The organism is Streptomyces sp. NPDC037290, from assembly GCF_055603245.1.
The window spans coordinates 221936-247259 of record NZ_JBVJVZ010000007.1; the positions used below are offsets into that span (position 1 = coordinate 221936).

A 25324-nucleotide genomic window follows, 5' to 3' on the forward strand; every position below is an offset into this window, starting at 1 on the left:
CCCGTGAGCGCAGCGCCCCGTGAGGGGCGCGGGGAACTGCACGACCAGCCACGGACGGACCCGCAGACGACGACGGCCGGGCACCTCCCCCAGGTACCCGGCCATTGAATCTCAGATCAGCCCTTCAGCGAGGCCATCCACGCCTCGACCTCGTCCGACCGCCGGGGCAGCGCGGCGCTCAGGTTCCTGTTGCCGTCCTCCGTCACCAGGATGTCGTCCTCGATCCGGACCCCGATCCCCCGGTACTCCTCCGGCACCGTCAGGTCGTCGGCCTGGAAGTACAGTCCCGGCTCGACCGTCAGCACGATCCCCGGCTCCAGAACACCGTCGACGTACGTCTCGGTCCGCGCGGCGGCGCAGTCGTGGACGTCCATGCCGAGCATGTGGCCGGTGCCGTGCAGGGTCCAGCGGCGCTGCAGGCCCAGCTCCAGGACGCGCTCGACCGGGCCCTCGACCAGGCCCCACTCGACGAGCTTCTCGGCGAGGACGCGCTGGGCGGCGTCGTGGAAGTCGCGGTACTTGGCGCCCGGCTTCACGGCCGCGATGCCGGCCTCCTGGGCCTCGTACACGGCGTCGTAGATCTTCTTCTGGATCTCGCTGTACGTGCCGTTGACCGGCAGCGTGCGCGTGACGTCGGCGGTGTAGAGGGTGTGGGTCTCCACGCCGGCGTCGAGCAGGAGCAGATCGCCGGAGCGGACGGGGCCGTCGTTGCGCACCCAGTGCAGCGTGCAGGCGTGCGGGCCGGACGCGCAGATGGAGCCGTAGCCGACGTCGTTGCCCTCCACGCGCGCGCGGAGGAAGAACGTGCCCTCGATGTAGCGCTCACTCGTGGCCTCGGCCTTGTCGAGGACCCTCACGACGTCCTCGAAACCGCGGACCGTCGAGTCGACGGCCTTCTGCAGCTCGCCGATCTCGAAGTCGTCCTTGACCAGCCGGGCCTCGGAGAGGAAGACGCGCAGTTCCTCGTCGCGCTCGGCGGTGACCTTGTCGGTCAGGGCGGCCTCGATGCCGGCGTCGTGGCCGCGTACGACACGGACCGGGCCGGTGGCCTCGCGCAGCCGGTCGGCCAGCTCGCGCACGTCGGCGGCCGGGATGCCGTACAGCGCCTCGGACTCGGTGAGGGAGTGGCGGCGGCCGACCCACAGCTCGCCCTGGCCGGAGAGCCAGAACTCGCCGTTCTCGCGGTCCGAGCGGGGCAGAAGGTAGATCGTTTCTTCGTGGCCGTCGGCCTTCGGCTCCAGGACCAGGACGCCGTCCTCGGTCTGGTTGCCGGTGAGGTACGCGTACTCGACGGAGGACCGGAAGGGGTACTCGGTGTCGTTCGAGCGGGTCTTCAGGTTGCCCGCCGGGATCACCAGGCGCTCGCCCGGGAAGCGGGCGGAGAGCGCGGCGCGGCGGCGCGCGGTCTCGGCGGCCTGCGGGATCGGCTTCAGGTCACGCAGCTCCGTGTCGGCCCAGCCGGACTTCATGTTCTCGGCCAGCTCGTCGGAGACGCCCGGGTACAGGCCGTTCTTCCGCTGCTTGATGGGCTCCTCGGACTCGGTCTCGGGGCCCTCCGCGGTAGCGGAGTCGGGCACAGCCGGGTTGAGCTCGTCGGACACGTGATCCTCCTCGATACGCCTTGTGATCTCCCCCGGGGCCCGCGACGCTCCTGCTTGTGGCCGAGCGGGGACCTCCATCATCGTACGGTCGTACCAGGAGCGGAGCAGGGCCGGATGCCCTGTTATGCCCGGTCATGCCAGGTGGGCTCAGTCGAACCGGGCCGCCAGCAGCACCACGTCCTCCACGCTGTCGGCCGCGTCCAGGCCGTCCGGCAGGACGGTGCGCAGGACGTGGTCGGCGACGGCACCGGGGTCGTGGCGCACCGCGCGCGGGATGCTCGCGGCGGCCGAGTGCAGCCGGGCGAAGGCACGGTCCATCGAGTCGCCGGTGCGGTGCAGCAGCCCGTCGGTGTACAGCAGGACCGTCTCCCCCGCCTCGGCCTGGATCTCCACGCTGGGCGCCTCCCAGCAGGCGAGCATGCCGAGCGGTGCGGAGACGGAGGTCTCGGCGAACTCGGTGCGGCGCTCGCCGATCAGCAGCGGCGGGCTGTGGCCGGCGCCGGCGAGGGTGACCTTGCGCAGGGCGGGCTCGCAGTAGGCGAACAGGGCGGTGGCCGAGCGGGCGGGCTCGGTCAGCCGCAGCAGCAGCTCCAGGTCGGACAGGACGGCCACCGGGTCCTCGCCCTCCATCACGGCGTACGCGCGCAGGCTGGCGCGCAGCCGGCCCATCGCGGCCACGGCGCTCGGCCCCGAGCCGGTGACCGAGCCGACGGAGAGGCCGAGCGCGGCCTCCGGCAGCGGCAGCGCGTCGTACCAGTCGCCGCCGCCGCGCGGGCCGGTGCGGTGCCGGGCGGCGAGCTGGACGCCGGGCACGCGGGGCAGCCGGGTGGGCAGCAGTTCCTCGGTGAGGATCGCCACGCACGCGCGTGCGCGTGCCACTTCCAGCAGGCGGGCGAGGTGCTCGGTGGCGTGCCGTAGGTAGAGGCCGGCGAGATGGCGCTGCCGCTCGTGGGGTTCGGCGGGCTCGTCGTAGAACCAGACGGCGGCGCCGAGGCGGCCGGCGGATCGGGTGGCCAGGGGCAGGGCGTAGCTGGCGGCGTAGCCGAGGCGGACGGCCACCTCCCGGTGCCGGGGATCGAGGCCGTCCTCGGCGAGCAGGTCGGGGTGGACGATCTCGTCGGCCGTGCCGGTGTCGTACGGCAGCGCGCCGCGCGGGACGGTCTCGATGTGGCCGAGGTCGGCGCGGCCGAGGCCGAGGCCGAGGGTGGTGCGGGGGCCGAGGCCGTCGCCGGGCTCGAGGGCGACGAGGCCGCGGCGGGCGCCGACGAGGGCGGCTCCGGCGCGCAGCAGCTCGTGCAGGGCGCCTTCGAGTGTGTCCGTGCGGGACAGGCGCTCGGTGAGTTCGTGGAGAGTCGTGAGGTCCGAGACCCAGCCGGCCAGCCGGTCCTGGAGGACGGCGCCGGGCGCGGGGGCGTGGGGGGCGGGGACGGGAGAGGCGCTGGGGGAGGGGGTTGCGGGCGCGACAGTGTGTGCGGGCGTGGGAACCGTTGGATCGATTCCGGCCACTTTCGGTGGGTGCGGGGCGTTCATGGCGTCCGGCCTTCAGACCGGTGCGTATTGCTGAAAAGCATCGCAAACCCCCATGTCATTCTGCGCCGCTAGCAGTGTCTCCACATGTACACGCACTCGTGAGGGGATGTCCAGCATTGTCCTGCGGGGATTCCTGGTGTCCATGGGGTTGGTGAGGGTTTCTTCCGAACCCCTTGCCTTACTGCCAAGTTGGCTGAAAACTGCCTCGGGTAACGGTTCATTGCGGTCGACTGGCCTTGCTCCACAGAGCGTCACAGCGGTCGTGATGGGTACGTACTCGGAGAAGGCCAGGGGTGGTTGGGGGCCACCCGGAACCTGGCGACGGACCCGGGCGTCATAGTCACCGACGGCCGAGCCCCATCCTCCCTGGCGGAGGCGGAGAGAAACACGCGCGACGGCAAAACGCCATACTTCGCCACCCTCGCGCCGCACCGTGCTTTTGACGGATGCACCAAGGACGCGGACGCGGCCCATGCTCGACCCCCTGGGGTTCCCCCTGCCGTGCGCAGGGGTGTGATGCGCCAACAGGTACGCACAGTGAAGTGATCGACACATGGTGTGATGTGGACCACGGTGTTGCCAGCGGTGCAACGGAAAGGAACGAGCGCTCATGCGCGAGATCCTCGGAAGGCGACGCAGGCTCCTGTCCAGGCGGAACGGCGGGCGGCCTGAGCTGATCGGCGCGGCCCTGACCTTCGCGACCGAGTGGCAGTGGCCCGTACTCCCGGGTGTGGCTCCGGACCCGCAGGGACGGGCCCGCTGCGCCTGCCCCGACCCGGAGTGCACGGTGCCCGGAGCGCACCCCTTCGACCCCGGCCTGCTCGCGGCCACGACCGACGCGCGCATGGTGCGCTGGTGGTGGGCCAACCGGCCGAGCGCGCCGATCGTCCTGGCCACCGGAGGCAGGGCGCCCTGCGCGGTCAGCCTGCCGGCGCTCGCCGCCTCACGCGCCCTCGCCCTGCTCGACCGGCGGGGCATGCGCCTCGGCCCGGTGATCGCCTCGCCGAACCGCTGGGCGCTGCTCGTCAAGCCGTACTCCATGGAGCAGTTGGGCGAACTGCTCTACGCCAAGGACTTCGTCCCCGGCTCCCTGCGCTTCCACGGCGAGGGCGGCTATCTCGCCCTGCCCCCGTCCGAGACCGGCCAGGGCGCCGTCCGCTGGGAGCGCGCCCCGCTGCCCGGCTCGGCCGCGCCCTGGGTGCCCGATGTGGAGGCCGTCGTCGACGCCGTGGTCGACGCCCTCACTCGTACGGGTGTGAGCGCACCCGAGTTGTAGGGATCTCCGGCGCGGTCGAGGCGGGCGAGCCGCGCCCGATCGTTATCTTCCGCACATGCTGCGAATTTCTGGGGGACACAGCCGTCGAAACTCCGGGCGGCACGGCCGCAGATCGCCACAGCGGGGCGGGCCGGACTCCCAAAGGCTGCGGCTCCTCGCGCTGCTCGGCGTCGTGACGGCCGCGGTCGTGCTGCCGCTGGCCGTGGCGTCCGCGGAGCAGGTGCGCGAGGCGGCCCGGCACGCGGCGGCCGCAAAGCCGCACGGCGGGGAGAAGCCAGGGCGAAAGGGCGAGTCCGGAAGCGACGACGGCGCCGGCGCCACCGAGGACGGCACGGCCGGAAGCGACGACGGCGTCGGGATCGCGGACGGCAAGATCGTGCCGTCCGGCGGGGCGTCCCGGCTGCTCGGGCTGGGCCTGGCCACCGCCGCGCGGTGCGGCCCCCAGCTCACCTCGCCGGACGGCATCGAGGCGCAGACGTGTGTGCTGACCCAGGGCAAGGACACCTGGGCCCGCACCTACTACCGCAACGCCACCGGCAAGCCGCTGGACTCCGTGCTGAGCCTGATGGGGCCGGACGGCCACACGCTGCAGATGCGCTGTGTCACGAGCACCGACGACGAGCCCGCCACCTGCGAGACACCCCGTCAGCGCAGCAAGGGGGGACCGGAGGGCTATACGGCCGTCACCGAGTTCGCCTCGCGCGGCACCGACGGCGCCCTGCTGCTGCGCTCGGGCAGTGATTCGTCGGACCGTGACAGCAACTCCGTCGTACAGAAGGGGAGTTGACGGCCCGCGACGCGATGTGTGGCGCTCGCGGAGATACAAAGACCCGGTTGCTGGCGACGGGGGATGCACCAGCAACCGGGCTACTGGAACGGTAACAAGAGATCGGCGGTTAGCAAATTCCGCCCGGGTCATTCGGCCACCGATTTCCCTGTCACAGCGGGGAGTTGTGACAGGAGTCACCTGGTGCGCGGGCCGCTCCGTGCCTTACCGACCGTTCAGTCGCGACCCGCGCGTGCCGTCAGCTGAGGGTGACCTGCCGGTTGGTCAGCCCGCCGCGTGCCCGGCGCTCGTCCGCCGTGAGCGGCTCGGTGGCGGTCAGGGCGGCGGCGAGCCGCTCGGCGAACTCGGCGGCCGGCTTCTCCACGTCGTCCGCCGTGACCCCGCTCGGCAGGTCCCAGACCGGGACGGTGAGGCCGTGCGCGCGGAAGGAGCCCACGAGCCGGGTGCCCTCGCCCAGGCTGGAGCGGCCCGCCGCGTGCAGCCGGGCGAGAGCGTCCAGAAGCTGCTCCTCCGGATGCGGCATCACCCAGCGCAGGTGGTTCTTCTCCGGGGTCTGGCACCAGTACGCCGCGTCCACGCCGGTCAGCTTCGCCGTCGGGATGGCGGCGGCGTTGGCCCGCTCCAGGGAGGCGGTCACCTCCGGCGTGGCGTTCTCCGCGTCCGGCACCCAGAACTCGAATCCTTCGTGCACGACCGGCTCGAACGGCGCCTCCGGGTCGAGCAGTTCCTGCAGCCGCGGGCCGCCGGCCGGGGCGCGGCGGCCCTGCACCGGGGTGCCGGGGTCGGCCCGGAGCGCGCGCTGCAGGGTGTCGGCGAGGTCGCGGCTGAGGTCGCCGGACGACGTGTCGTTCTGCAGGCCGAGCAGGACCGAGCCGTCGTCGCGGCGCAGGGCGGGCCAGGCCATCGGCAGCACCGTGGCGAGCGTGACCGAGGGAACGCCCTCGGGCAGGCCGTCCTTGAGGGTCAGCTCGACCGTCGCGGCCGGCACCAGCTCGCGCAGCGCCACCCAGTCGCACTCACCGGGCAGCCCCTCGAACGGGCGGTGCACCAGCTCGGTCGCCGCGTGTGCCGCAGCCCGGCCGTGGCACGCCTTGTAGCGCCGGCCGCTGCCGCAGGGGCAGGGCTCGCGGGCGCCGACCACCGGGACCTCTGCATCACTGAGCTGCGGCCGCTCGGCCTTCGTCTGGGGTCGCTTCTTGGCCATCGTGGGTGTCTCCCGGTTACGGCTCTTCTGGTACGGGCGCGAGCCTAGCCGTTCGGGCCATGACCGGCGGGAACCTGTGGACAACGCACGCCCGCGGGACGCCAGGGGAGTGAACCTGTGGACAACTTCCCGTTCCTCGAAGGCCGGTCGAGACCCTCGAAGGCCGGTCCAGGTCCTCGGAGGCCGAGTCGAGACCCTCGAAGGCCGGTCCAGGTCCTCGAAGGTCAGTCCAGGTCCTCGAAGGCGTCCGCGAAGTCCAGGTCGGCCATGTCCGCGAGAACGGGTGCCGTGACGCGCGTAGCGAAACCGTCCGGGCGCGCCCCGGCGTCGGGATCGTGGACGTCCTCGTGGACCACCACCCAGACCGTCACCTCGCCGCGGACGCCGTCCCGGACGCCCCAGTCGTCGGCGAGGGCCGTGATGATGTTCAGCCCGCGGCCGCCGTGCGCGGTCACCGACGGGGTGGCCGGCGCCGGCCGGGTCGGACCGCCGCCGTCCGTCACCTCGACGACCAGCCGGCCCCGTGGGTCGACCCGCCACGCGGCGCGCACGTCACCGTCGCCCGAGAGCGCGTCACCCAGCGGCCGCCCGTGTTTGCAGGCGTTGCTCAACAGTTCGGAAAGGATCAGTACGGCATCGTCGATGACCGCTTCGGCCACGCCACCGCTGCGCAACTGTGAACGCATCCGGTGCCTCGCCTTCCCCACGCCCGCAGGGCCATGGGGTACGGCCATGCTCGACGACGTGGGCACCTCCTGTGCCACCACCAACGCCACCCCCGAGACCTCCTTTGCCCCACGCCACGGTGTGGATGCCCCATTGGCCTGTACCGGAAACCGGCCAATCCCCTTCCGGTGACGCATTTGCAACGGCCCTGCACGGAGCGAACGCGCCGGAGCACTCCCTGTGACGAAGGCCTTTCCTCTGGTCGTCGTATGGCTGGATTTCAGTGGTGTGGCCGAGAAGGGAGGATTCAGCAGCGGCACAGCCGGGTCAAGGGCTGCGCACAGCTCTTTACCGGTCTCTTGAGGTCACACCCGCCCCAACTGGCGCAGGACCGCGCCCGGTCGGTTGGTGATGATGGCGTCGATGCCCATGTCCACACAGAGGTCGACGTCCTCGGGCTCGTTCACGGTCCATACGTGCACCTGGTGACCGGCTTGTTTCAGCCGTTCCACATAGGCGGGGTGGTTGCGCACGATGCGGATCGAGGGCCCTGCGATCCGCACGCCCGCGGGCAGCCGTCCGTCGCGCAGCCGCGGCGTGAGGAACTGCACCAGGTAGACGGTCGGCAGGGTGGGCGCGGCGGCACGCACGCGGTGCAGTGAGCGCGCCGAGAAGCTCATGATCCTCACCGGGGACTCGGCCGCGGAGGCGGGGGCGTCCAGCCCGAACCGCTTCAGCAGCGTCAGCAGCCGTTCCTCGACCTGCCCGGCCCAGCGGGTGGGGTGCTTGGTCTCGATGACCAGCTCCACCCGCCGCCCGGCGTCCGAGACCAGCTCCAGCAGCCGCTCCAGGGTGAGCACGGAGGTGTCCGCCGGGTCCTCCGGCCGGTGCACCCAGTCGGGCTCCTCGTCCCGCCCGCGCCAGGCGTCACGCGTCTTCCGGGAGCCGAAGTCGAGGGCGGCGAGATCGGCCAGTTCCAGCGCCGAGACGGCACCGCGGCCGTTCGAGGTACGGTTCACGCGTCGGTCGTGGACGCAGACCAGATGGCCGTCGGCGGTCAGCCGTACGTCGCACTCGAGGGCGTCGGCGCCGTCCTCGATCGCCTTCTTGTAGGCGGCCAGGGTGTGCTCGGGAGCGTCTTCGGAGGCGCCTCGGTGGGCTACGACCTGGATGGAGCGCTGTGGTGCGTGGGTCACCGCGTCATGGTGCCACCGTCGCGGGGTACGCGTGGCGGCGCGGACGCGTCCGTCCGGCGAACGACGGCACCCATCTGTGCGTTTATATAACTTTTGCCCAGAAGGTCTTATATAAAGAGAACCCCCGGACCCACAGCCACCGCTTATCGTGCTCTGACGGCCCGTGGGAAAAGCTGACTGCATACAACGGGACAACAGCCGTGGATCGAGGAGAAGAGCTGTGAGCACCGAGAACGAGGGCAACGAGGTACCCCCGGCCCCGTCGGCGCCTCCCGTGCCGGTGGCCTCTCCCGCCTCCCCGCAGGGCCCCGCACCCGAGGGGAGCGCGCCGACGGCTCCCCTTCCGCCGGTGCCCGGGGACGCGTCGGCCGCCGCCGGGACACCGGCGGGGCCGCCCAGCGCCCCGGGGGCCACCGGCTCCTGGCCGCCCCCGCCGCCGGCCACCCCGCCGTACGGCGACGGCGCGGCCTACGGCGACGGCGGTGCCGCCGGCTTCGGTGGCGCGGGTGGCGCAGGCTGGGGAGCGTCGTACCAGCAGCCCGCCCCCAGGCCCCGCAGCGGGCGCGGCGGCCTCGTCGCCGCGGTCCTGGTGGCCGCGCTGGTCGCGGGCGGCCTGGGCGGTGGCCTCGGCTACACCCTGGCCAAGAACGACGACAGCAGCGGCTCCACCACCGTCTCCGCCTCCGACAGCAGTGCCGCGCAGGTCAAGCGCGCGCCCGGCACCATCGCCAACGTGGCCGCCAGGGCGCTGCCCAGCACGGTCACCATCGAGGCGGAGAGCAGCAACGGCGAGGGCGGCACCGGTACGGGCTTCGTCTTCGACACCCAGGGCCACATCGTCACCAACAACCACGTGGTGGCCGACGCGGTCGACGGCGGCAAGCTCACGGCCACGTTCCCCAACGGCAAGAAGTACGACGCCGAGATCGTCGGCCACGCGCAGGGGTACGACGTCGCCGTCATCAAGCTCAAGAACGCCCCGTCGGACCTCAAGCCGCTCGCCCTCGGTGACTCCGACAAGGTGGCCGTCGGCGACGAGACGATCGCCATCGGCGCCCCCTTCGGTCTGTCCAACACGGTGACGACCGGCATCATCAGCGCCAAGAACCGCCCGGTGGCCTCCAGCGACGGCAGCTCCACCAGCAAGGCGTCGTACATGAGCGCCCTGCAGACCGACGCCTCGATCAACCCGGGCAACTCCGGCGGCCCGCTGCTGGACGCCTCCGGCGCGGTCATCGGCATCAACTCGGCGATCCAGTCGAGCAGCAGTGGCGGCGGCTTCGGCGGCTCCGGCCAGTCCGGCTCGATCGGCCTCGGCTTCGCCATCCCGATCGACCAGGCCAAGTACGTCGCCCAGCAGCTGATCAAGACCGGCAAGCCGGTGTACGCCAAGATCGGCGCCTCCGTCTCGCTGCAGGACTCCAGCGACGGCGCGAAGATCACCGACCAGGGTGCGGCCGGTGCCGCCGCGGTCGAGTCGGGCGGTCCGGCCGACAAGGCGGGCCTCAAGCCCGGCGACGTGATCACCAAGCTGGACGACATGGTGATCGACAGCGGCCCGACCCTGATCGGCGAGATCTGGACCCACAAGCCGGGTGACAAGGTGACGATCACCTACAAGCGCGACGGCCAGGAGCACACGGTGCAGCTGACGCTGGGCGCGCGCGTGGGCGACAACTGACCGCTCATGTCGGCCGGTCTCACGGGGCCGGGCGGAGTACCCTCGCGCGCGCTGGAGCTGTTCGCACGCGGGAAACGGCGCCAGGCCGCCACGTCGGTGCGGGCCGTGCGAACGGCCGCGCAGGTGCCGTTGCGTCCCGGCACATCGGGTTGCGGCACGGGCGGCGGGCTGCCGGTTTCGTCCGGGTGGCCGAGGTGCGGAGGCAGTCATGGGCGCAGTTCTCGGTGACGTGCTGGGTTTCGCGGCGGCCGTCGCGGTCAGCCCGCTCCCGATCATCGCCGTCATCCTCGTGCTCGCCACGCCCCGAGGACGTCTCAACGGCGTCCTGTTCACCGTCGGCTGGATCGTGGGACTCGCGGTGCTGGGTGCGGTGATGCTGGCGATCGCCTCCCCGGCGGGTGCCTCCGCCCACAAGCACCCGGCCACCTGGGTGGGAGCGCTCAAGCTCGCCCTGGGCGTGTTCCTCGTCGTCTTCGGCGCCCGGCAGTGGCACCGGCGCCCGAGGGATCCCTCGCAAGCCCGGCTGCCGAAGTGGATGGGTGCGATCGACCGCCTCACGCCGGTCAAGACCTTCGCGCTCGGAGTGGCCCTGGCGGCTCTCAACGCCAAGAACGCACCGCTCACCATCGCCGCGGGCGCCGCCATCGGCTCAGCGGGAGTACCGGTCGGGCAGCAGACCGCCGCACTGGCGATCTTCGTCGTCATCGCCACCCTCGGCCTGCTGATCCCGCTGGCGGTCTTTCTCCTCGGGGGAGAGCGGGCCAGGACCACGCTCGGCGACTGGAGGGAATGGGCAGCTCGGCACAATGTCGCCGTGATGGCCGTCCTGTTCTTCGTCCTCGGGCTGAAACTGCTCGGGGACGGCATCTCCGTCGTCGCTTCCTGAGAAGCCCGGCCAGGCGCGGGGTGGGGCCGCGAGGTCGCCTGGGCGGGACGGATCCGGTGGACCCCGTGCGGGACCACCGCCCCCGCCCGCCGCCCGATCCCGGTACGCTGTACCCGCTCCGCCCCAGGTGAGTGGAGCGAGGTGGGTTGCCCGAGCGGCCTAAGGGAACGGTCTTGAAAACCGTCGTGGCGCGAGTCACCGTGGGTTCAAATCCCACACCCACCGCGGATGTTGGCAAGGGGCGCTCCCAAGGGGGCGCCCCTTCGCGGGTGTGCGGCCGGCTTTCCGGCCGTCACGGCCGGTGCCCCGTCATCCGTGCCGCCGAGGCGATCGTCGCCCGGGCCTCGCGCTCCGACAGGCCGGTGTTGAGGGCGGCCTCGGTCAGGGGGTCGACCAGGGCGGGGCCGATGCCGTTCTCGTAGGCGCGGCAGGCCGCCCAGAACAGACGGGTGTTGCGCTGGCCCTCGTGCGCGCAGAGGACGAACTGGACCAGGCCGCGGCCGTGGTCGCCGGGAGCGGCCGGGGCCGGGTGCGGAGGCCGGGGCGGTGGCACGAGCAGGCGCAGCAGGGACGGCGGGCAGGGCGCCGGGGCCAGGTGCGCGGTGCCGGGGGCGGTCGTGTACATGCCGTGGTCGGTACGGGAACCGGGGCCCACCAGGTAGCCGCCGGCGCCACGGATGTCGATGCCGGGGGCCAGGCGGCCGGCGGAGTTCGGTACGACGACGTCCGGCGGACCGGTGAGCCACAGATGGCGGCCGCCGCTCGGGGTGCGCACGACGACCGTCTCCGGAATGGTGAACAGGTGGCGCAGGGCAAGTTCGCGCAGCGCGGTCGAGGAGTCGGTGCCGCACTTGGTGTCCAGGTCGACGCCGATCAGGTGGTACGGCGGCAGCCCGCAGGCGATGCCGTAGCCGGTGGCCCAGGGCGCGGCGGTGAACAGCTCCCGGATGCGGACCGGGTCGGTCGAGGCGTCGTACACGCCGTGGCCGAGGCGGCCGCACTCCCCGTGGCAGCGGGGTCCGGTGGGGTCGGGGTCGTCGCGGTGGGGGGAGCGCAGGGCCGGGAGTTTCGTGCGGGACAGGGGGAGGACGGCCAGTCCGCGTTCGGCGGCTGACAGGGCGTGTGCGAGGGCCAGCGTCGTGGCCTGCCGGTCGGTGGTGGCCATGCCTTCATGTTCGTATGCATGTTCGAAAAAGGGAAGGGCGGTCCCTGGCGACGCGCCGGATGGGGAGAAATTGGCCGGATGTGCGAAGGGACGATTCACCCCTTGTCCCGCTTGAGGGCTGAGGGTGTCCTCCTGATCTCTCCTGGGGGCTGGGGAGGCGAAAGGTGACGATAGGGGTTTATCGACTTGTCATCACGCTTGCGTGCGAATGGCGGCTTCCGGGGTGGTTCGCCGGGGATTCGGTGGGCAACTCTGATCTCGCGACGTCGTCCAAGACAGTCAGAGCGGTCGGCCAACTGCCCTGACGCAAGCCGTACTTCACGTACTCGCGGCACCAGGGCCGCCGAGTGCTTGGTTCTGGAGGAACAACATGGCAAGCATCCGTACCGTCCGCGTTCTCGCCGCCGTCGCCGCGCTCCCGCTCGCAGCCGCCCTCTTCGGCGGCGTGGCGGCAGCCGACAACGGCGCCTTCGCGGACAACGGATCGAACGCGGGTGTGGCGTCCCTCATCGGCAGCGGAGTCGGTCACAACAACAGCGGCAACTCGTCCACCACGCAGCAGAGTGCGGTAGGCCCCGGCGCCTCGAATCAGAGCAACAGCGCCCAGGTCGGCCATTCCGCGTTCACAGCCATCCAGCAGGGCAACGAGAACGTGGCCGTCCACTTCACCCGGCTGTGGTGAGCCTCGGCTCAGGTCCCTTCCGGTAAGGGGCCTCGTGGGGTGTGCTCAGGGGTCGTGACGCGTCTGCGCGGCGGTGCTTCGGTGCCGCCGCGCAGCCGTCTTTCCCGCGAGCGCCGGCGGCCGACCTTGACACCCGCCGTTATCTGACGGACAGTCAGAAACGGTTCTTTCAGGCACGCGAGGCCCACAGGAACGCGGCCCGGGGCGGCGAGGGAGCGGCGATGAGCACGGCAGAGGTGGTTCCCGACGAGCTCGGCGCGCGACTCAGGGCGTACCAGGGGCGCCCCGCCGCCGTCGCCGGGGTCGGCAAGGACCCGGTGAACGCACCGATGATCCGGCACTGGTGCGAGGCCATGGGCGACACCAACCCGGCCTACCGCGGCCCCGGGGCCATCGCCCCGCCCACCATGCTCCAGGCCTGGACGATGGGCGGCCTGTCCGGACACGAGGGCCGCACCGGCGCCTACGACGAGCTGCTGGCCCTCCTCGACGCCTCGGGCTGTACGTCGGTCGTGGCCACCGACTGCGAGCAGGAGTACCTACGGCCCCTGCGCCCGGGCGACCGGATCACGTTCGACTCGGTGATCGAGTCGGTCTCCGGCCGCAAGACGACGAAACTGGGCACCGGGTACTTCGTCACGACCCGCACGGACGTCCGGGTCGACGGCGCCCTCGTGGGCACCCACCGCTTCCGCATCCTGAAGTACGCCCCGGCCCGCCGGGAACCCGGCGCCCCGCGCCCCCGCCCGGTGGTCAACCGGGACAACGCCGGCTTCTGGCAGGGGGTGGCCGCCCGCCGGCTCCTCATCCAGCGCTGCGCGGACTGCGGCACCCTGCGCCACCCCTGGCTGCCGGGCTGCAACGCGTGCGGTTGCCTCGACTGGGACACGGTCGAGGCGAGCGGCGAGGGGACCGTCTACTCGTACGTGGTGATGCACCACCCGCCCTTCCCCGCCTTCGAACCTCCGTACGCGGTCGGCCTGATCGAGCTCGCCGAGGGGGTGCGGATGGTGAGCAACGTGGTGGGGATGTCGTACGACAAGGTGCGCATCGGGCTGCCCGTGCGCCTCGAATTCCAGTCCTGCGACGAGGAGTTGACGCTGCCGGTGTTCCGGGTGGTGGAACGGTGAGGGCCGGGGAGCAGCTGCCCCCGGTGGAGATCCCGGTCACCCGGACGCTGATCGTGGCGGGCGCCATCGCGTCGCGGGACTACCAGGACGTCCACCACGACGCCGAGCTGGCCAGGCAGAAGGGCTCACCGGACGTCTTCATGAACATCCTGACGACGAACGGACTGGTCGGCAGGTACATCACGGACCACTTCGGCCCGGCGGCGGTGCTCCGCAAGGTCGCGATCAGGCTGGGTGTGCCCAACTATCCGGGGGACACGATGGTGTTGACGGGCAGCATCGAGGCGGTCGACGGCGACACCGCGACGGTGCGGGTCATCGGTGCGAACGCCCTCGGCAGACATGTGACGGGCACGGTGACGGTCACGGTCCCTGAGGGCCGCTCATGAGCGTGCGCAGCCGTGACACCCTGGCCGGACGCGCCGCGATCGCCGGGATCGGCGCCACCGAGTTCTCCAAGGATTCCGGGCGCAGTGAGCTGCGGCTGGCCGTGGAAGCGGTGCGGGCCGCGCTGGACGACGCGGGGCTGGCGCCGGCGGACGTGGACGGGATGGTGACGTTCACGATGGACACCAGCCCCGAGATCACGGTGGCCCAGGCGTGCGGGATGGGCGAGCTGTCCTTCTTCTCGCGGGTCCACTACGGCGGCGGCGCGGCCTGCGCGACGGTCCTGCAGGCGGCGCTCGCGGTGGCGGCGGGCGTTGCGGAGGTGGTGGTCTGCTACCGCGCCTTCAACGAGCGGTCGGGCCGCAGGTTCGGCGCGGGCGTGCAGCACCGGGAGCCCTCGGCGGAGGGCGTGGCGCTCGGCTGGGTGCTGCCGTTCGGGCTGCTCACCCCGGCCTCCTGGGTGGCGATGGCGGCACAGCGGTATCTGCACGCGTACGGGCTGGCGCCGGAGGTGTTCGGGCACGTGGCCGTGGTGGACCGCGCGTACGCGGCGACGAACCCGGCGGCGTACTTCCACGGCCGCCCGATCACCCTCGCCGAACACGCGGCCTCCCGCTGGATCGTGGAGCCGCTGCGGCTGCTGGACTGCTGCCAGGAGACCGACGGCGGGCAGGCGATCGTCGTCACGTCCCTGGAGCGGGCCCGGGACCTGCCGCATCCCCCCGCCGTGATCGCGGCGGCCGCCCAGGGCGCCGGCCGGGCGCAGGAGCAGATGACCAGCTTCTACCGGGACGAGCTGACCGGCCTGCCGGAGATGGGCGTGGTGGCCCGCCGGCTGTGGCGGTCGTCCGGGCTCGGCCCGTCCGACATCGACGTGGGGATCCTCTACGACCACTTCACGCCGTTCGTGCTGATGCAGCTGGAGGAGTTCGGGTTCTGCGGCAGGGGGGAGGCGGCGGACCTCGTGGCCGAGGGGCGGCTGCCGCTCAACACGCACGGGGGCCAGCTCGGGGAGGCGTATCTGCACGGCATGAACGGCATAGCGGAGGCGGTGCGCCAACTGCGGGGCACGGCGGTGAACCAGATACCGGGCGCGGCCCGGACCCTGGTGACGGCCGGTACGGGGGTGCCGACGTCGGGGCTGGTGCTGACGGGGGACGGCTGACCGGAGGAGCGGGCCTCGCCTGGGAACCGCGCTTCGGAGTTCCGCCGGCCGGCCCCGGCCCGCACCCCGAGTCAGGGTCGTACCCGCAGACGGGATGCATCCGCCGTCCACCTTCAGGAGGTGGAGTCGGCCCCAGCCCTACAACCTGAGGGGGACCCCGCTTAGGGACCTGCGGGCGATCCGCCCACGGGGAGCCCGCTCCTAGCGTGGAGCCATGACCACACCCGTCTGCACCAGCGCCTCGGCCGCCGCCGCACCAAGGCGGCAGACCCTCCCGCACCCACGGCACAGGCAGGGCGGGGAGACCCCCGCCTACCCGTCGTTCGCGTCGTACGTGCGGGCCCGTCAGCCGGTCCTGCTGCGCACCGCGCGCTCACTGACCGCCAACCCGAGCGACGCCGAGGACCTGCTGCAGACCGCGCTCGCCAAGACCTACGTGGCGTGGGAGCGGATAGAGGACCAGCGGGCGCTGGACGGCTATGTGCGCCGGGCGCTGCTGAACACCCGGACCTCGCAGTGGCGCAAGCGCAGGGTGGACGAGTTCAGCTGCGACGAGCTGCCCGAGCCGGAGCCCGTGCCCGGTGCCGGCGACCCGGCCGAGCGGCAGGCGCTGCACGACGCCATGTGGCAGGCGGTCATGAAGCTGCCGGCCCGGCAGCGGGCGATGGTCGTCCTGCGCTACTACGAGGACCTCAGCGAGGCCCAGACCGCCGAGGTGCTCGGGGTGTCCGTGGGGACGGTGAAGTCGGCGGTGTCGCGTGCGCTCGCCAAGCTGCGTGAGGACCCTGAGCTGGGACTGGTCCGCTAGCGCGGAATTTCCTTCCGTTTTCCTCCCCGGTGGCCCGCACCCTAGTGACATACCGCGCGGTATGTGAGCAGAATCAGCGCTACCTCTACCACCGCGTAGGCAACGCCGCCCCGGGAGGACTCCGTGCTGAGCACCATGCAGGACGTACCGCTGACCGTCACCCGCATCCTCGTGCACGGGACGCTGGTGCACGGGCGGTCCCAGATCACCACCTGGACCGGGGAGGGCGAGCCGCAGCGGCGCAGTTTCGCCGAGGCGGGCGTACGTGCCGTACAGCTGGCCAACGCGCTCCGGGACGAACTCGGCGTCCGGGGCGACGACCGGGTGGCGACCCTGATGTGGAACAACGCCGAGCACGTCGAGGCCTACTTCGCGATCCCGTCCATGGGCGCGGTGCTGCACACGCTCAATCTGCGGCTGCCCGCCGAGCAGCTGGTGTGGATCGTCAACCACGCGGCCGACAAGGTCGTCATCGTCAACGGCTCGCTGATCCCGCTGCTCGCGCCGCTGCTGCCCAAGCTGCCGACGGTGGAGCACATCGTCGTGTCCGGCCCCGGCGACCGTACGCCGCTCGCGGGCGCCACCGCGCGGGTGCACGAGTACGAGGAGCTGATCGCGGACCGGCCCACGACGTACGACTGGCCGGAGCTGGACGAACGCCAGGCCGCCGCCATGTGCTACACCTCCGGCACGACCGGTGACCCCAAGGGCGTGGTGTACAGCCACCGTTCGATCTACCTGCACTCCATGCAGGTCAACATGACCCAGTCGATGGGCCTGACCGACCAGGACACCTCGCTGGTCGTGGTGCCCCAGTTCCACGTCAACGCCTGGGGCCTGCCGCACGCGACCTTCATGACCGGCGTGAACATGCTGATGCCGGACCGTTTCCTGCAGCCCGCCCCGCTCGCCGAGATGATCGAACGCGAGAAGCCCACCCACGCGGCGGCCGTACCGACCATCTGGCAGGGCCTGCTCGCCGAGCTGACCGCCCGGCCCCGCGACGTGACGTCCCTCACCCAGGTCACCATCGGTGGCTCCGCCTGCCCGCCCTCCCTCATGGCGGCCTTCGACGACCTCGGCATGCGGGTCTGTCACGCCTGGGGCATGACCGAGACCTCCCCGCTCGGCACGGTCTCCCGCCCGCCGGCCCACGCGGCCGGAACGGACGAGGAGTTCGCCTACCGCCTCACCCAGGGCCGCTTCCCGGCCGGAGTCGAGGCCCGCCTCACCGGCCCCGGCGGCGAACGCCTCCCCTGGGACGGCGAGTCGGCGGGCGAGCTGGAGGTGCGCGGCCCGTGGATCGCCGGTGCCTACTACAACGGTCCCGACGCCGAACCCCTGTGTCCCGCCGACAAGTTCAGTGAGGACGGCTGGCTGAAGACGGGTGACGTCGGAACCATCTCCCCGGACGGCTTCCTCACCCTCACCGACCGCGCCAAGGACGTCATCAAGTCCGGCGGCGAGTGGATCTCCTCGGTGGATCTGGAGAACGCGCTGATGTCCCACCCGGACGTCGCCGAGGCCGCGGTGGTCGCCGTGCCCGACGAGAAGTGGGGCGAGCGCCCGCTGGCCACGGTCGTCCTGCGGGAGGGCGCCACCGCCGACTTCGAGACCCTGCGCGCGTTCCTCGCCGAGGAGGGCCGCATCGCCAGGTGGCAGCTGCCCGAGCGCTGGACGATCGTCGAGTCGGTGCCGAAGACGAGCGTGGGCAAGTTCGACAAGAAGAAGATCCGCGAAGCGCACAGGCTGGGCCAGCTCGACGTGATCACGGTGACGTGACCTCGCACGGCCCCACGCTCTCCTCGGATGCCGGCCCGGATGCGCACACCCGGGCTAGAATGAGTCATGGAATCGAACTCCACCCATTCCGGACCGAGTTGGAGCCGGCGGCGCGCAGCGGTTCTTGCTTCCCTGCTGAGTGCGGCCGCCGTCGTATGGACTGCGGTTGCACTGAGCGTGCACACGACCGACTCGACCGTACTGGACCCCGACAGCGTGACCGATGCCGATGTGGCCCGGCTGGCCGCTGTCCTGATGGCCGGCATCGCGGCGGTGGCTGCCGGACTGTGGTGGTCCCACTGGGCGGCCGTACCTCGGCCGATGATCGGCGGAGGGTGGGCGCGGGGGGCGTTTGCCGCGTCCGCCGTCCACTCGGTGTTCGTCGCACCCGTCATCGTGTTCGCCTCCTGGGGCTGGAGGGCCCTGGCGATCGCGGTCACGTGCGCGGTGGTCGCCGGCGGTGCGCGGGAGGCCGCCGGGGTGACCGCACCAGCCATGGAGGTCGTCGGTTCGGGCTGACCCCGTGGTGCGCAGCGCCCCGCGGCCCCGCCCGTGTGCCCTTACCGTCCGGCACGCGCCGTAGCCCCGGCGTCCTGCGCCGTCCCGGCCGCGCCGCTCAGTGGCGACGCAGCGTGGACGTCCAGCCCGGGAGCAGCCGGAGGGCCGCCACCGCGCACACCCCGGCCCAGCCCCGGCGGCCGAAGGCGGGGCCCGCGGTGGCGGCGGAGGCGAGGCCGCCGTCGGCGAAGCCGGAGACGACGTAGGCGGTGTTGGCGGTGGCCGGGGTGGACCTCGTGGTGGGGCGAGGGTCTGGTTGGCGACGCGCGAGGCGGCCAGCGCGGCGTGGACGGCGCTCGCGGCGGCGAACAGCGCCACCAGGGCGTGACCGCCGAGCCGGAACAGCGGCACGGCCACGGCCGCGAGGAGATGGGCCGTGCCGACGACACGTGCGGCGCCGAAACGGTCCACCAGGCCGCCGGACAGCGGTGCCACCGCGCTGGAGGACAGTCCGGACCGGCCGAAGAGTCCGGCGGTCGCGGTCGACAGGCCGCAGGCGGGGCCGGTCAGCAGCAGCGCCGGCGACGCCCACAGCGCGAGGCGGCCCGCAGGCTGGTGGTACGCCGGCCCCAGGACAGACCCTGGCGGCCCCTGAAGCCCACAGCCGCCCGATGGGACAAGCCACCCGGCATCGGCGCCCGGGCGCCGCCTAGTTCGTGCCGATCCGGGCCAGCAGGTCCACGATCCGGCCCTGCACCTCCGTACTCGTGGAGCGCTCCGCGAGGAACAGCACCGTTTCGCCCGAGGCCAGCGGCGGCAGGTCGGCCTGGTCGACGGCGGCGGTGTAGACGACCAGCGGGGTGCGGCTGAGCTGCCCGTTGGCGCGCAGCCAGTCGATGATCCCGATGGAGCCGGCCTGCCGCCGCTGCACCTGCATCAGGTCCATCACCACGAGGTTCGGCCGGAACTGCCCCGCGAGCGTCACCGCGTCGTTGTCGTTCGCGGCCCGCGCCACCTGCATCCCGCGCCGCTCCAGCGTCGAGGTCAGCGCCAGCGCGATCTCCGCGTGCTCCTCGATGAGCAGCACCCGCGGCGGGTGCTGCTCGCTGTCGCGCGGCGCCAGCGCCTTCAGCAGGACCGCGGGATCGGCGCCGTACGCCGCCTCGCGCGTCGCCTGCCCGAGCCCGGCCGTCACCAGCACCGGCACCTCGGCGGCGACGGCGGCCTGCCGCAGCGACTGCAGGGCCGTACGCGTGATGGGACCCGTCAGCGGATCCACGAACAGCGCGGCCGGGAACGCCGCGATCTGTGCGTCGACCTCCTCACGGGAGTGCACGATCACCGGCCGGTAGCCACGGTCGCTCAGCGCCTGCTGGGTCGTCGCGTCCGGCGCGGGCCACACCAGCAGCCGGCGCGGGTTGTCCAGCGGCTCCGGGGGCAGCTCGTCGTCGAGCGGCTGTGGCAACGGCGCGTCCGCGACCTCGACCGCCCCACCGGGGCCGTCCAGCGGTTCGGGCCCCTCCGCGGCATCGGCGTCCGGCGCGCCTATGGCGTACGAACGCCCGGCTCCCTCGGTGGCCGGGGCGAGCCGGGACTGCCCGGCGAGCGACGGCTGCGCCGGCGCGGAGACCGGCCGGCCGCCGAGCGACGGCTGCGCGGGCGCCGGTTCGGCCGGCGGACGCGGCAGCGCCGCCTGCTCCGGCTGCTGCTCCGTGCGCTGGGCCGGGTCGGGAGGCGTGCCCAGCTTGCGCCGCCGGCCGGATCCGCCCGGCGTGTGCGGCGGCGGGGTCGCCGTCGGCTGCTGCACCTGCGCGGCCTGCCGCGAGAACGGCACGCCCTGTCCGAGCGTGCGCACACTGATCGCACGGCCCTGCGTGGAGTTCGGATCGACCGCGGCGTCCTCGGCGGCCAACGGCTGTGCGGTCCGCGGCGCCTGGACACCGGCGCGTTCCACGGGGAGCGGGGTACCCGGGGCCGGCGTGCCGGTCTGCGGTACCGGTGTGCCCGCGCCGGGCCACTGCTGGGGCACGCTGGGCGCCTGTGCGGCTGGCGGCACCTGCCCGGGAGCGGCCTGCGCGGGCAGCGGCCCGCCGTTCGGAACGCCCCCGGGCGGAGTCGCGGCCGCCGCGGCGGGCGGCTGCTGCACGGGGATGCCCTGCCCGGGACCGACGGGAACCCCCTGAGGGGGAGTCACCTGGCCGGGAGCGGCCTGTGCCGGTGGCAGCGGGGCGGGAGGCGTCTGGGCGGGAGGCGTCGGTGCCGGCTGTGCGCCCGCCGGTGTGCCCGGTGCCTCCGGTGCCGTCGACGGGGCGGGCTCGGCGGACTGGGCCGCGGCCCGGCGGCGCCGGCCGGTCGGCGCGCTGGTCGGATGCGGCTGCGGCGGAGTGTGGTCCGAGGCCTGGTCGAGCGGTACGGCGTCGTGCCGGCCGTCGTCACCGGGCACCCCCGCGGCGGCCGGCGCCGGCTGAGCCGGCACCCGCACCTGTCCGGCGCCCTGCCCCGGAAGCTGCGGCTGCCCCTCGGCGGCTCCCGGAACGGCACCCGCACCGGCTCCCGGAACGGCACCCGCACCGGCGGCCGGGACGAGCCCGGCACCGGGCCCGACGGGCGCACCCGCCCCAGGCGCGACAGGCGCGGGCACGACAGGCGCCCCCGCGCCGGAAACCCCGCCGGCCGCCGGAATCGGACCAGCCGCGGGAACCGTACCCACGCCGTTCGCCGCGTCCGCGGACTGCGGTGAGCGGTCGGCCTCGGCCGGCGGCAGGGCGAAGACCGTACGCGCACCCGCCTCCTGGGCCGCGGCACGCTCCGCGGCGGCGGCCAGCGCACGCCGGCGCCGCCCGGTCGGCTGCTCACCCTCGGCCGGAACGGCCTGCGCACCGGGAACTGCCTGCTCGCCGGCCACCGCGGGCAGTGCGGGCGGCAGCGCGGCCTGGGGGGCGCCGGAGTCGTGGGCGGCGCGCAGGCCCGAGGGCGCGGGCACGCCCTGGGGCGGAACGGCGGAACCGAGGCCCGTACCCGAGGCGGCGGCCCCGGCGGCGTGCTCGGCGGCCGTCACCACCGCGCCCTCGCTCACGGCCGTCCCGTCACCGGCGTTGTTCTCGGCGGGCCGGCCCCGGCGTCGCCCGGTACCGCCGGACGTGGTGTCCGCGCCCTCGGCCGGGACCGCGCCGGTCTCCTCGGCGGGCGCGGCGGCACGCCTGCGGCGCCGTCCCGTCGGTACGGGCCCCTCCGCCTCACCGGCCTGGCCCGCGCCGGGCACGTCACTGTCCAGGAAGGCGTCCGTGGAGGCCCGCCGGGCCCGCCGCCGTCCGCCACCGGCCGGCTGCTCGGCGCCGCCGGCCGCCTCCTCGGCGACCGGCTCACCGCCGCCCGAGGCCTGCTCGTCCGGCTCCGCCGCGCCCGTGCCCGGCCCGGCCGGAAGCGCCGCCTGCACCGGTACCTGGCCGGCGACCGTCCCGGCGCCACCGCCGAGCGGCACCTCCAGCACATACGCGCTGCCGCTCATGCCCGGGACCTCGTGCGTCTGGAGCACGCCGCCGTGGGCCCGCACGATCCCGCGCACGATCGGCTCGTGCACCGCGTCTCCTCCGGCGTACGGTCCGCGCACCTCGATCCGTGCGACCTCACCGCGCTGCGCGGCCGCGACCACGACGGTGTTGTCCAGGTAACCGCCCGCGGAGACGGGAGAGTTGCCGGTCGCGTCGACGCCGGCCACGTCCGCCACGAGATGCGCCAGCGCGGTGGCGAGCCGCTGCGGGTCGACCTCGGCCTCGATGGGCGGCGCGTGCACGGCGAACTGCACCCGCCCGGGGCCGATCAGCTCGACGGCCCCGTCCACACCCGCGGCGACGACGGCGTCCAGCATCACCTTCGTCCGGGTGATGTCCTCGGCGCCTGCGTCCAGCCGCTGGTACCCGAGGACGTTGTCGATGAGGGTCGTGATCCGCGCGTACCCGGCGGACAGGTGATGGAGGACCTGGTTGGCCTCGGGCCACAGCTGTCCGGCGTCGTCCGCCGCCAGCGCGGCCAGCTCCCGCCGCAGCTCGTCAAGGGGCCCGCGCAGCGACTGCCCGAGCAGGGTCAGCAACTGTTCGTGGCGGCCCGCGAGCGCCTCGTACCGGTCCTTCTCCCGCTCGGCGAGCGCGGCGTACCGCTCCTCGCCGGCCGCCAGCTGCTCCGCGTGCTTCTCGCGCAGCTCCTCGAGCTCGGTGACGTGCTGCTGGCGCAGCGCGGTCAGGTCGGAGGCGTGCTCCTCGGTGAGCCGCTCCACCTCCTGCGCGTGCGCCTTCTCCAGCGCCGCCTTCTCCTCGGCCAGGGCCTCGTACGGGCGCCGGTCGGTGAAGGTCATCACGGCGCCGACGAGCTGGTCCCCGTCGCGCACCGGAGCGGTGGTGAGGTCGACGGAGACCCTGTCCTCGCCCTTGGACCACAGCACCTGCCCACGCACCCGGTGCTTGCGCCCGGAGCGCAGGGTGTCGGCGAGCGGGGACTCCTCGTAGGGGAAGGGGGAACCGTCGGGGCGCGAGTGCAGCACCAGCGTGTGCAGCTCCTTGCCGCCCAGCTCGCCGGCCCGGTAGCCCAGTATCTGGGCGGCGGCCGGATTGACGAGGACGATCCGCCCCTCGGTGTCGGTGCCCACGACGCCCTCGGCCGCGGCCCGCAGGATCATCTCGGTCTGCCGCTGCGAGCGGGCCAGCTCGGCCTCGGTGTCGACGGTCCCGGACAGGTCCCGTACGACGACCATCAGCAGCTCGTCGCCGGTGTAGCCGTAACCGTCGTACGCCTGCTGGCCGTTCTCCAGATTCGCGCTCGTGACCTCGACCGGGAACTCGGCCCCGTCGGTACGCCGCGCGATCATCCGGGTCGGTTTGGTCCGCCCGTGCGGATCCATGTGGGCGGGACGCCGCATCGACCCGGGGATGAGCCGTGAGTCGAACTCCGGCAGCAGATCGAGCAGCCCTCGCCCGACGAGCGCGGTGCCGGGCGCCTCGAAGGCCTCCAGCGCGATGGTGTTCGCGTTGACGACGGTTCCGTTGGCGTTGACCAGGACCAACGCGTCCGGCAGCGCGTCGAGTATGGCTGCGAGGCGAGCAGCGCCTCGGGATGGCCTGCTGCTCACGAGACGCCTTCCTCCCTGTTACCGCACCTTGCCGACCGCTCGGGCCATCTTGCCAACCGGCCCGCGACGTGTCACGCGAGGGAGTCTAAGCGCACCCGTTGCGCTCGCGACGCCGGATGAGAGGGAGGTCCCACGACGAAGTGACACCGAACGCGTGACCGCATGCGGCCCACGGCCTCCGGCACCGCCGCCGGTACCGCCTCCGGTACCGGCTTCGCCACGGCCGCGCCACGGCCGCGGCACCGGCTACGGCTCCGCGAGACCTTCGCCGGACCTTTACCGGACCGGTGATTTCGCCCGTCGCGCGGGCGGGCCGCCTAGGCCGTCGTCGGGCCCAGCTTCGGCAGCAGCGGCACCATCCCGTCCCAGCGTCCGATCTCGCACCCGTCGCTGCGGTCGTAGCCGGCGTCGACCCTGCGCCCGGCCCAGGTACCGGTCACCCGGGCGGTGGCGGGTCCGCCGTAGAGCATGGTGCAGGTGGTGCCGGGCGCCACCGGGGCGAAGAGGTCCCGCCCCCAGCGCGTGTGCTCGTCCAGGGCCCGGCAGGCCTCGGCCGCGTCCGGGTGACTGCCGCCGGCCGGATGGCAGGACAGCTCGTACGTGCCGTCCCGCCCGGACCCGGTCTGCCGCACGACGACGGTGAGGTGATCACCGCTCCGGTCCCCGGACCGCACGGGCGGCGGCACGGCGGGCGCGGCGACGGCGGGTACGGCGCAGAGGGCGAGGAGACCGCACACGGCGGCGAGCACCGGCCCGGCGCCGCCCCCGACCGGACCTCGCGGAAGAAGAATGACCATGCCCTGCCCAACGCCTCCGCCCCCCGGACGTTGCGCCGCGCCTCGCCGGAGAGAAGCCCTTTGCCCTGCGGCCCGACTGCCTAGTACCGTGGGGGGCGATTGGTGACAGGCCGCTCGGCTGTGTCATCATCTGCACGCACCACTCGCGCGCTCGCGTGAGCGGTTGTGCTGGAGGCGTCGCCTAGTCCGGTCTATGGCGCCGCACTGCTAATGCGGTTTGGGTCTTACAGCCCATCGAGGGTTCAAATCCCTCCGCCTCCGCACCGATCCCGAAGCCCCGGTCCCCAGGACCGGGGCTTCGGCGTTCCCGGCCCTGCCCTGCCCCATCCTCGCTCCCAGGGCATTTGTGCAGGTCACAAGGGGTGTGCCAATCGGATTTCACATGTCGGCGGCAGTCATGTAATGTTCTTCCTGTCGCCGGGACGGGCCGAAAGGACCGAAACGGAGACCAAAACAAAAGAACACAAGCACTCGTAGCTTAACGGATAGAGCATCTGACTACGGATCAGAAGGTTGCAGGTTCGAATCCTGCCGAGTGCACAACAGTCCAGAGGCCCTGTGGAGAGATCCACAGGGCCTCTGGCTTTTTCCTTGACGGCGATGTTTGACGGCAACCGCCTCAGAAGGCGGAGGCAGGGTTGATCAGACGGCTACCGGGACGCCCGCCGCGCCGTCGTCATCATCTGGATCGTTGCTGTCACCCCTCAGCGCATCCCCGACGCGGTCGAAGGCGGACCGCTGGGAGTCGAGCCGTACGAACGTGTAGATGTCCATGGTCACGCGGATGGAGCTATGGCCCTGGACCTCCATGATCATTCGGGCGTCGGCGCCCTGTTCGTGGAGCAGGGACGCGCAGGTGTGGCGGAGGTCATGAAACCGGAATGCTGTCCAGGCTGAGGGGTGATCCGGTCTTTGTGTGGTTGGTCTTCGTTGTGGGATGCACCGTCGGCGAGCGCCGGCG

20 protein-coding genes, 3 tRNA genes and 2 pseudogenes are annotated in these 25324 nt (G+C 72.7%); 14 read left to right on the plus strand and 11 right to left on the minus strand.

Annotation, left to right across the window (positions count from 1 at the left end; all coding sequences use genetic code 11):
* Positions 1 to 116: 116 nt before the first annotated feature.
* Together ACZ7HQ_RS25215 and ACZ7HQ_RS25220 are read right to left on the minus strand one after the other, a co-directional pair.
* The gene (locus ACZ7HQ_RS25215; RefSeq protein WP_470994057.1) at positions 117 to 1601 is read right to left on the minus strand and encodes an aminopeptidase P family protein; all 1485 of its coding nucleotides are present in this window, start codon (positions 1599 to 1601) and stop codon (positions 117 to 119) included.
* Positions 1602 to 1748: 147 nt separating this feature from the next.
* On the minus strand, positions 1749 to 3131 hold the full coding sequence (locus tag ACZ7HQ_RS25220; protein WP_470994058.1) for a PP2C family protein-serine/threonine phosphatase: 1383 nt from the start codon (positions 3129 to 3131) through the stop codon (positions 1749 to 1751).
* A gap of 610 nt (positions 3132 to 3741) precedes the next feature.
* Here ACZ7HQ_RS25220 and ACZ7HQ_RS25225 point away from each other — a divergent pair.
* Together ACZ7HQ_RS25225 and ACZ7HQ_RS25230 are read left to right on the plus strand one after the other, a co-directional pair.
* Positions 3742 to 4407, plus strand: coding sequence for a bifunctional DNA primase/polymerase (locus tag ACZ7HQ_RS25225; RefSeq protein WP_470994059.1), 666 nt, complete (start codon positions 3742 to 3744; stop codon positions 4405 to 4407).
* Between the two features lie 55 nt (positions 4408 to 4462).
* The gene (locus ACZ7HQ_RS25230; protein ID WP_470994061.1) at positions 4463 to 5194 is read left to right on the plus strand and encodes a hypothetical protein; all 732 of its coding nucleotides are present in this window, start codon (positions 4463 to 4465) and stop codon (positions 5192 to 5194) included.
* A 238-nt stretch (positions 5195 to 5432) separates the two neighbouring features.
* Here the strand turns inward: ACZ7HQ_RS25230 and ACZ7HQ_RS25235 are convergent, their stop codons facing one another.
* The 3 genes from ACZ7HQ_RS25235 to ACZ7HQ_RS25245 all read right to left on the minus strand — a co-directional run bounded on the left by ACZ7HQ_RS25235 (position 5433) and on the right by ACZ7HQ_RS25245 (position 8260).
* A complete protein-coding gene (locus ACZ7HQ_RS25235; RefSeq protein WP_470994063.1) occupies positions 5433 to 6398 on the minus strand; it encodes a DUF5926 family protein in 966 nt (321 codons plus the stop codon).
* A 224-nt stretch (positions 6399 to 6622) separates the two neighbouring features.
* A complete protein-coding gene (locus ACZ7HQ_RS25240; RefSeq protein ID WP_470994065.1) occupies positions 6623 to 7261 on the minus strand; it encodes an ATP-binding protein in 639 nt (212 codons plus the stop codon).
* A gap of 168 nt (positions 7262 to 7429) precedes the next feature.
* Entirely contained in the window at positions 7430 to 8260 is an 831-nt protein-coding gene (locus ACZ7HQ_RS25245; protein WP_470994067.1) for a glycerophosphodiester phosphodiesterase, read from the minus strand.
* 220 nt (positions 8261 to 8480) lie between these two features.
* Between ACZ7HQ_RS25245 and ACZ7HQ_RS25250 the strand changes: the two genes are divergently transcribed.
* From ACZ7HQ_RS25250 to ACZ7HQ_RS25260, 3 genes are all read left to right on the plus strand, one after another.
* Positions 8481 to 9941: a S1C family serine protease gene (locus tag ACZ7HQ_RS25250; RefSeq protein WP_470994068.1), complete on the plus strand. Its 1461-nt coding sequence runs from the start codon at positions 8481 to 8483 to the stop codon at positions 9939 to 9941.
* Positions 9942 to 10149: 208 nt separating this feature from the next.
* A complete protein-coding gene (locus tag ACZ7HQ_RS25255) occupies positions 10150 to 10827 on the plus strand; it encodes a GAP family protein (protein ID WP_470994070.1) in 678 nt (225 codons plus the stop codon).
* Positions 10828 to 10967: 140 nt separating this feature from the next.
* Positions 10968 to 11052: transfer RNA gene (locus ACZ7HQ_RS25260), tRNA-Ser, on the plus strand.
* A gap of 67 nt (positions 11053 to 11119) precedes the next feature.
* Here the strand turns inward: ACZ7HQ_RS25260 and ACZ7HQ_RS25265 are convergent.
* Positions 11120 to 11992, minus strand: a complete 873-nt coding sequence (locus ACZ7HQ_RS25265; RefSeq protein WP_470994072.1) for a bifunctional DNA primase/polymerase — start codon at positions 11990 to 11992, stop codon at positions 11120 to 11122.
* A gap of 370 nt (positions 11993 to 12362) precedes the next feature.
* Here ACZ7HQ_RS25265 and ACZ7HQ_RS25270 point away from each other — a divergent pair, with 370 nt between their 5' ends.
* The 7 genes from ACZ7HQ_RS25270 (at position 12363) to ACZ7HQ_RS25300 (ending at position 18465) form a co-directional block, all read left to right on the plus strand.
* Complete coding sequence (locus ACZ7HQ_RS25270) at positions 12363 to 12674, plus strand: hypothetical protein (protein ID WP_470994073.1); 312 nt, start codon at positions 12363 to 12365, stop codon at positions 12672 to 12674.
* A gap of 221 nt (positions 12675 to 12895) precedes the next feature.
* Complete coding sequence (locus tag ACZ7HQ_RS25275) at positions 12896 to 13804, plus strand: bifunctional MaoC family dehydratase N-terminal/OB-fold nucleic acid binding domain-containing protein (RefSeq protein ID WP_470994075.1); 909 nt, start codon at positions 12896 to 12898, stop codon at positions 13802 to 13804.
* The gene (locus ACZ7HQ_RS25280; RefSeq protein WP_470994077.1) at positions 13801 to 14193 is read left to right on the plus strand and encodes a MaoC family dehydratase; all 393 of its coding nucleotides are present in this window, start codon (positions 13801 to 13803) and stop codon (positions 14191 to 14193) included. Before ACZ7HQ_RS25275 ends, ACZ7HQ_RS25280 begins: the two co-directional genes overlap by 4 nt.
* Complete coding sequence (locus ACZ7HQ_RS25285; protein WP_470994080.1) at positions 14190 to 15356, plus strand: lipid-transfer protein; 1167 nt, start codon at positions 14190 to 14192, stop codon at positions 15354 to 15356. Before ACZ7HQ_RS25280 ends, ACZ7HQ_RS25285 begins: the two co-directional genes overlap by 4 nt.
* 214 nt (positions 15357 to 15570) lie before the next feature.
* The gene (locus tag ACZ7HQ_RS25290; protein WP_470994083.1) at positions 15571 to 16164 is read left to right on the plus strand and encodes a SigE family RNA polymerase sigma factor; all 594 of its coding nucleotides are present in this window, start codon (positions 15571 to 15573) and stop codon (positions 16162 to 16164) included.
* Positions 16165 to 16287: 123 nt separating this feature from the next.
* Complete coding sequence (locus ACZ7HQ_RS25295; RefSeq protein WP_470994085.1) at positions 16288 to 17946, plus strand: long-chain fatty acid--CoA ligase; 1659 nt, start codon at positions 16288 to 16290, stop codon at positions 17944 to 17946.
* A 177-nt stretch (positions 17947 to 18123) separates the two neighbouring features.
* Positions 18124 to 18465, plus strand: a complete 342-nt coding sequence (locus tag ACZ7HQ_RS25300) for a hypothetical protein (RefSeq protein ID WP_470994088.1) — start codon at positions 18124 to 18126, stop codon at positions 18463 to 18465.
* Between the two features lie 97 nt (positions 18466 to 18562).
* On the opposite strand, the pseudogene ACZ7HQ_RS25305 reads toward ACZ7HQ_RS25300, so the two are convergent.
* From ACZ7HQ_RS25305 to ACZ7HQ_RS25315, 3 genes and pseudogenes are all read right to left on the minus strand, one after another.
* A pseudogene (locus ACZ7HQ_RS25305) lies at positions 18563 to 19041 on the minus strand (MFS transporter); the annotation flags it as partial.
* 112 nt (positions 19042 to 19153) lie between these two features.
* Positions 19154 to 23566, minus strand: a complete 4413-nt coding sequence (locus tag ACZ7HQ_RS25310; protein ID WP_470994089.1) for a PAS domain-containing protein — start codon at positions 23564 to 23566, stop codon at positions 19154 to 19156.
* Between the two features lie 317 nt (positions 23567 to 23883).
* Positions 23884 to 24363 (minus strand): SSI family serine proteinase inhibitor, encoded by a 480-nt coding sequence (locus ACZ7HQ_RS25315; protein WP_470994092.1) that lies wholly within the window; start codon positions 24361 to 24363, stop codon positions 23884 to 23886.
* Between the two features lie 170 nt (positions 24364 to 24533).
* Between ACZ7HQ_RS25315 and ACZ7HQ_RS25320 the strand changes: the two genes are divergently transcribed.
* Positions 24534 to 24624, plus strand: a tRNA-Ser gene (locus ACZ7HQ_RS25320).
* A 206-nt stretch (positions 24625 to 24830) separates the two neighbouring features.
* A tRNA-Arg gene (locus ACZ7HQ_RS25325) sits at positions 24831 to 24903 on the plus strand.
* A gap of 102 nt (positions 24904 to 25005) precedes the next feature.
* On the opposite strand, the gene ACZ7HQ_RS25330 is transcribed toward ACZ7HQ_RS25325, so the two are convergent.
* Together ACZ7HQ_RS25330 and ACZ7HQ_RS25335 are read right to left on the minus strand one after the other, a co-directional pair.
* Positions 25006 to 25137: a hypothetical protein gene (locus tag ACZ7HQ_RS25330; protein WP_470994094.1), complete on the minus strand. Its 132-nt coding sequence runs from the start codon at positions 25135 to 25137 to the stop codon at positions 25006 to 25008.
* 45 nt (positions 25138 to 25182) lie between these two features.
* Positions 25183 to 25302 (minus strand): annotated as a pseudogene (locus ACZ7HQ_RS25335) (hypothetical protein); the annotation flags it as partial.
* Positions 25303 to 25324: the final 22 nt, after the last annotated feature.

Coding starts and splice junctions, on each gene's coding strand:
- ACZ7HQ_RS25270 (WP_470994073.1), top strand. CDS start 12,363: ATGGCAAGCATCCGTACCGTCCGCGTTCTCGCCGCCGTCGCCGCGCTC.
- ACZ7HQ_RS25265 (WP_470994072.1), bottom strand. CDS start 11,992: ATGGCCACCACCGACCGGCAGGCCACGACGCTGGCCCTCGCACACGCC.
- ACZ7HQ_RS25330 (WP_470994094.1), bottom strand. CDS start 25,137: ATGGACATCTACACGTTCGTACGGCTCGACTCCCAGCGGTCCGCCTTC.
- ACZ7HQ_RS25290 (WP_470994083.1), top strand. CDS start 15,571: ATGACCACACCCGTCTGCACCAGCGCCTCGGCCGCCGCCGCACCAAGG.
- ACZ7HQ_RS25315 (WP_470994092.1), bottom strand. CDS start 24,363: ATGGTCATTCTTCTTCCGCGAGGTCCGGTCGGGGGCGGCGCCGGGCCG.
- ACZ7HQ_RS25240 (WP_470994065.1), bottom strand. CDS start 7,261: ATGCGTCACCGGAAGGGGATTGGCCGGTTTCCGGTACAGGCCAATGGG.
- ACZ7HQ_RS25220 (WP_470994058.1), bottom strand. CDS start 3,131: ATGAACGCCCCGCACCCACCGAAAGTGGCCGGAATCGATCCAACGGTT.
- ACZ7HQ_RS25275 (WP_470994075.1), top strand. CDS start 12,896: ATGAGCACGGCAGAGGTGGTTCCCGACGAGCTCGGCGCGCGACTCAGG.
- ACZ7HQ_RS25235 (WP_470994063.1), bottom strand. CDS start 6,398: ATGGCCAAGAAGCGACCCCAGACGAAGGCCGAGCGGCCGCAGCTCAGT.
- ACZ7HQ_RS25230 (WP_470994061.1), top strand. CDS start 4,463: ATGCTGCGAATTTCTGGGGGACACAGCCGTCGAAACTCCGGGCGGCAC.
- ACZ7HQ_RS25225 (WP_470994059.1), top strand. CDS start 3,742: ATGCGCGAGATCCTCGGAAGGCGACGCAGGCTCCTGTCCAGGCGGAAC.
- ACZ7HQ_RS25255 (WP_470994070.1), top strand. CDS start 10,150: ATGGGCGCAGTTCTCGGTGACGTGCTGGGTTTCGCGGCGGCCGTCGCG.
- ACZ7HQ_RS25285 (WP_470994080.1), top strand. CDS start 14,190: ATGAGCGTGCGCAGCCGTGACACCCTGGCCGGACGCGCCGCGATCGCC.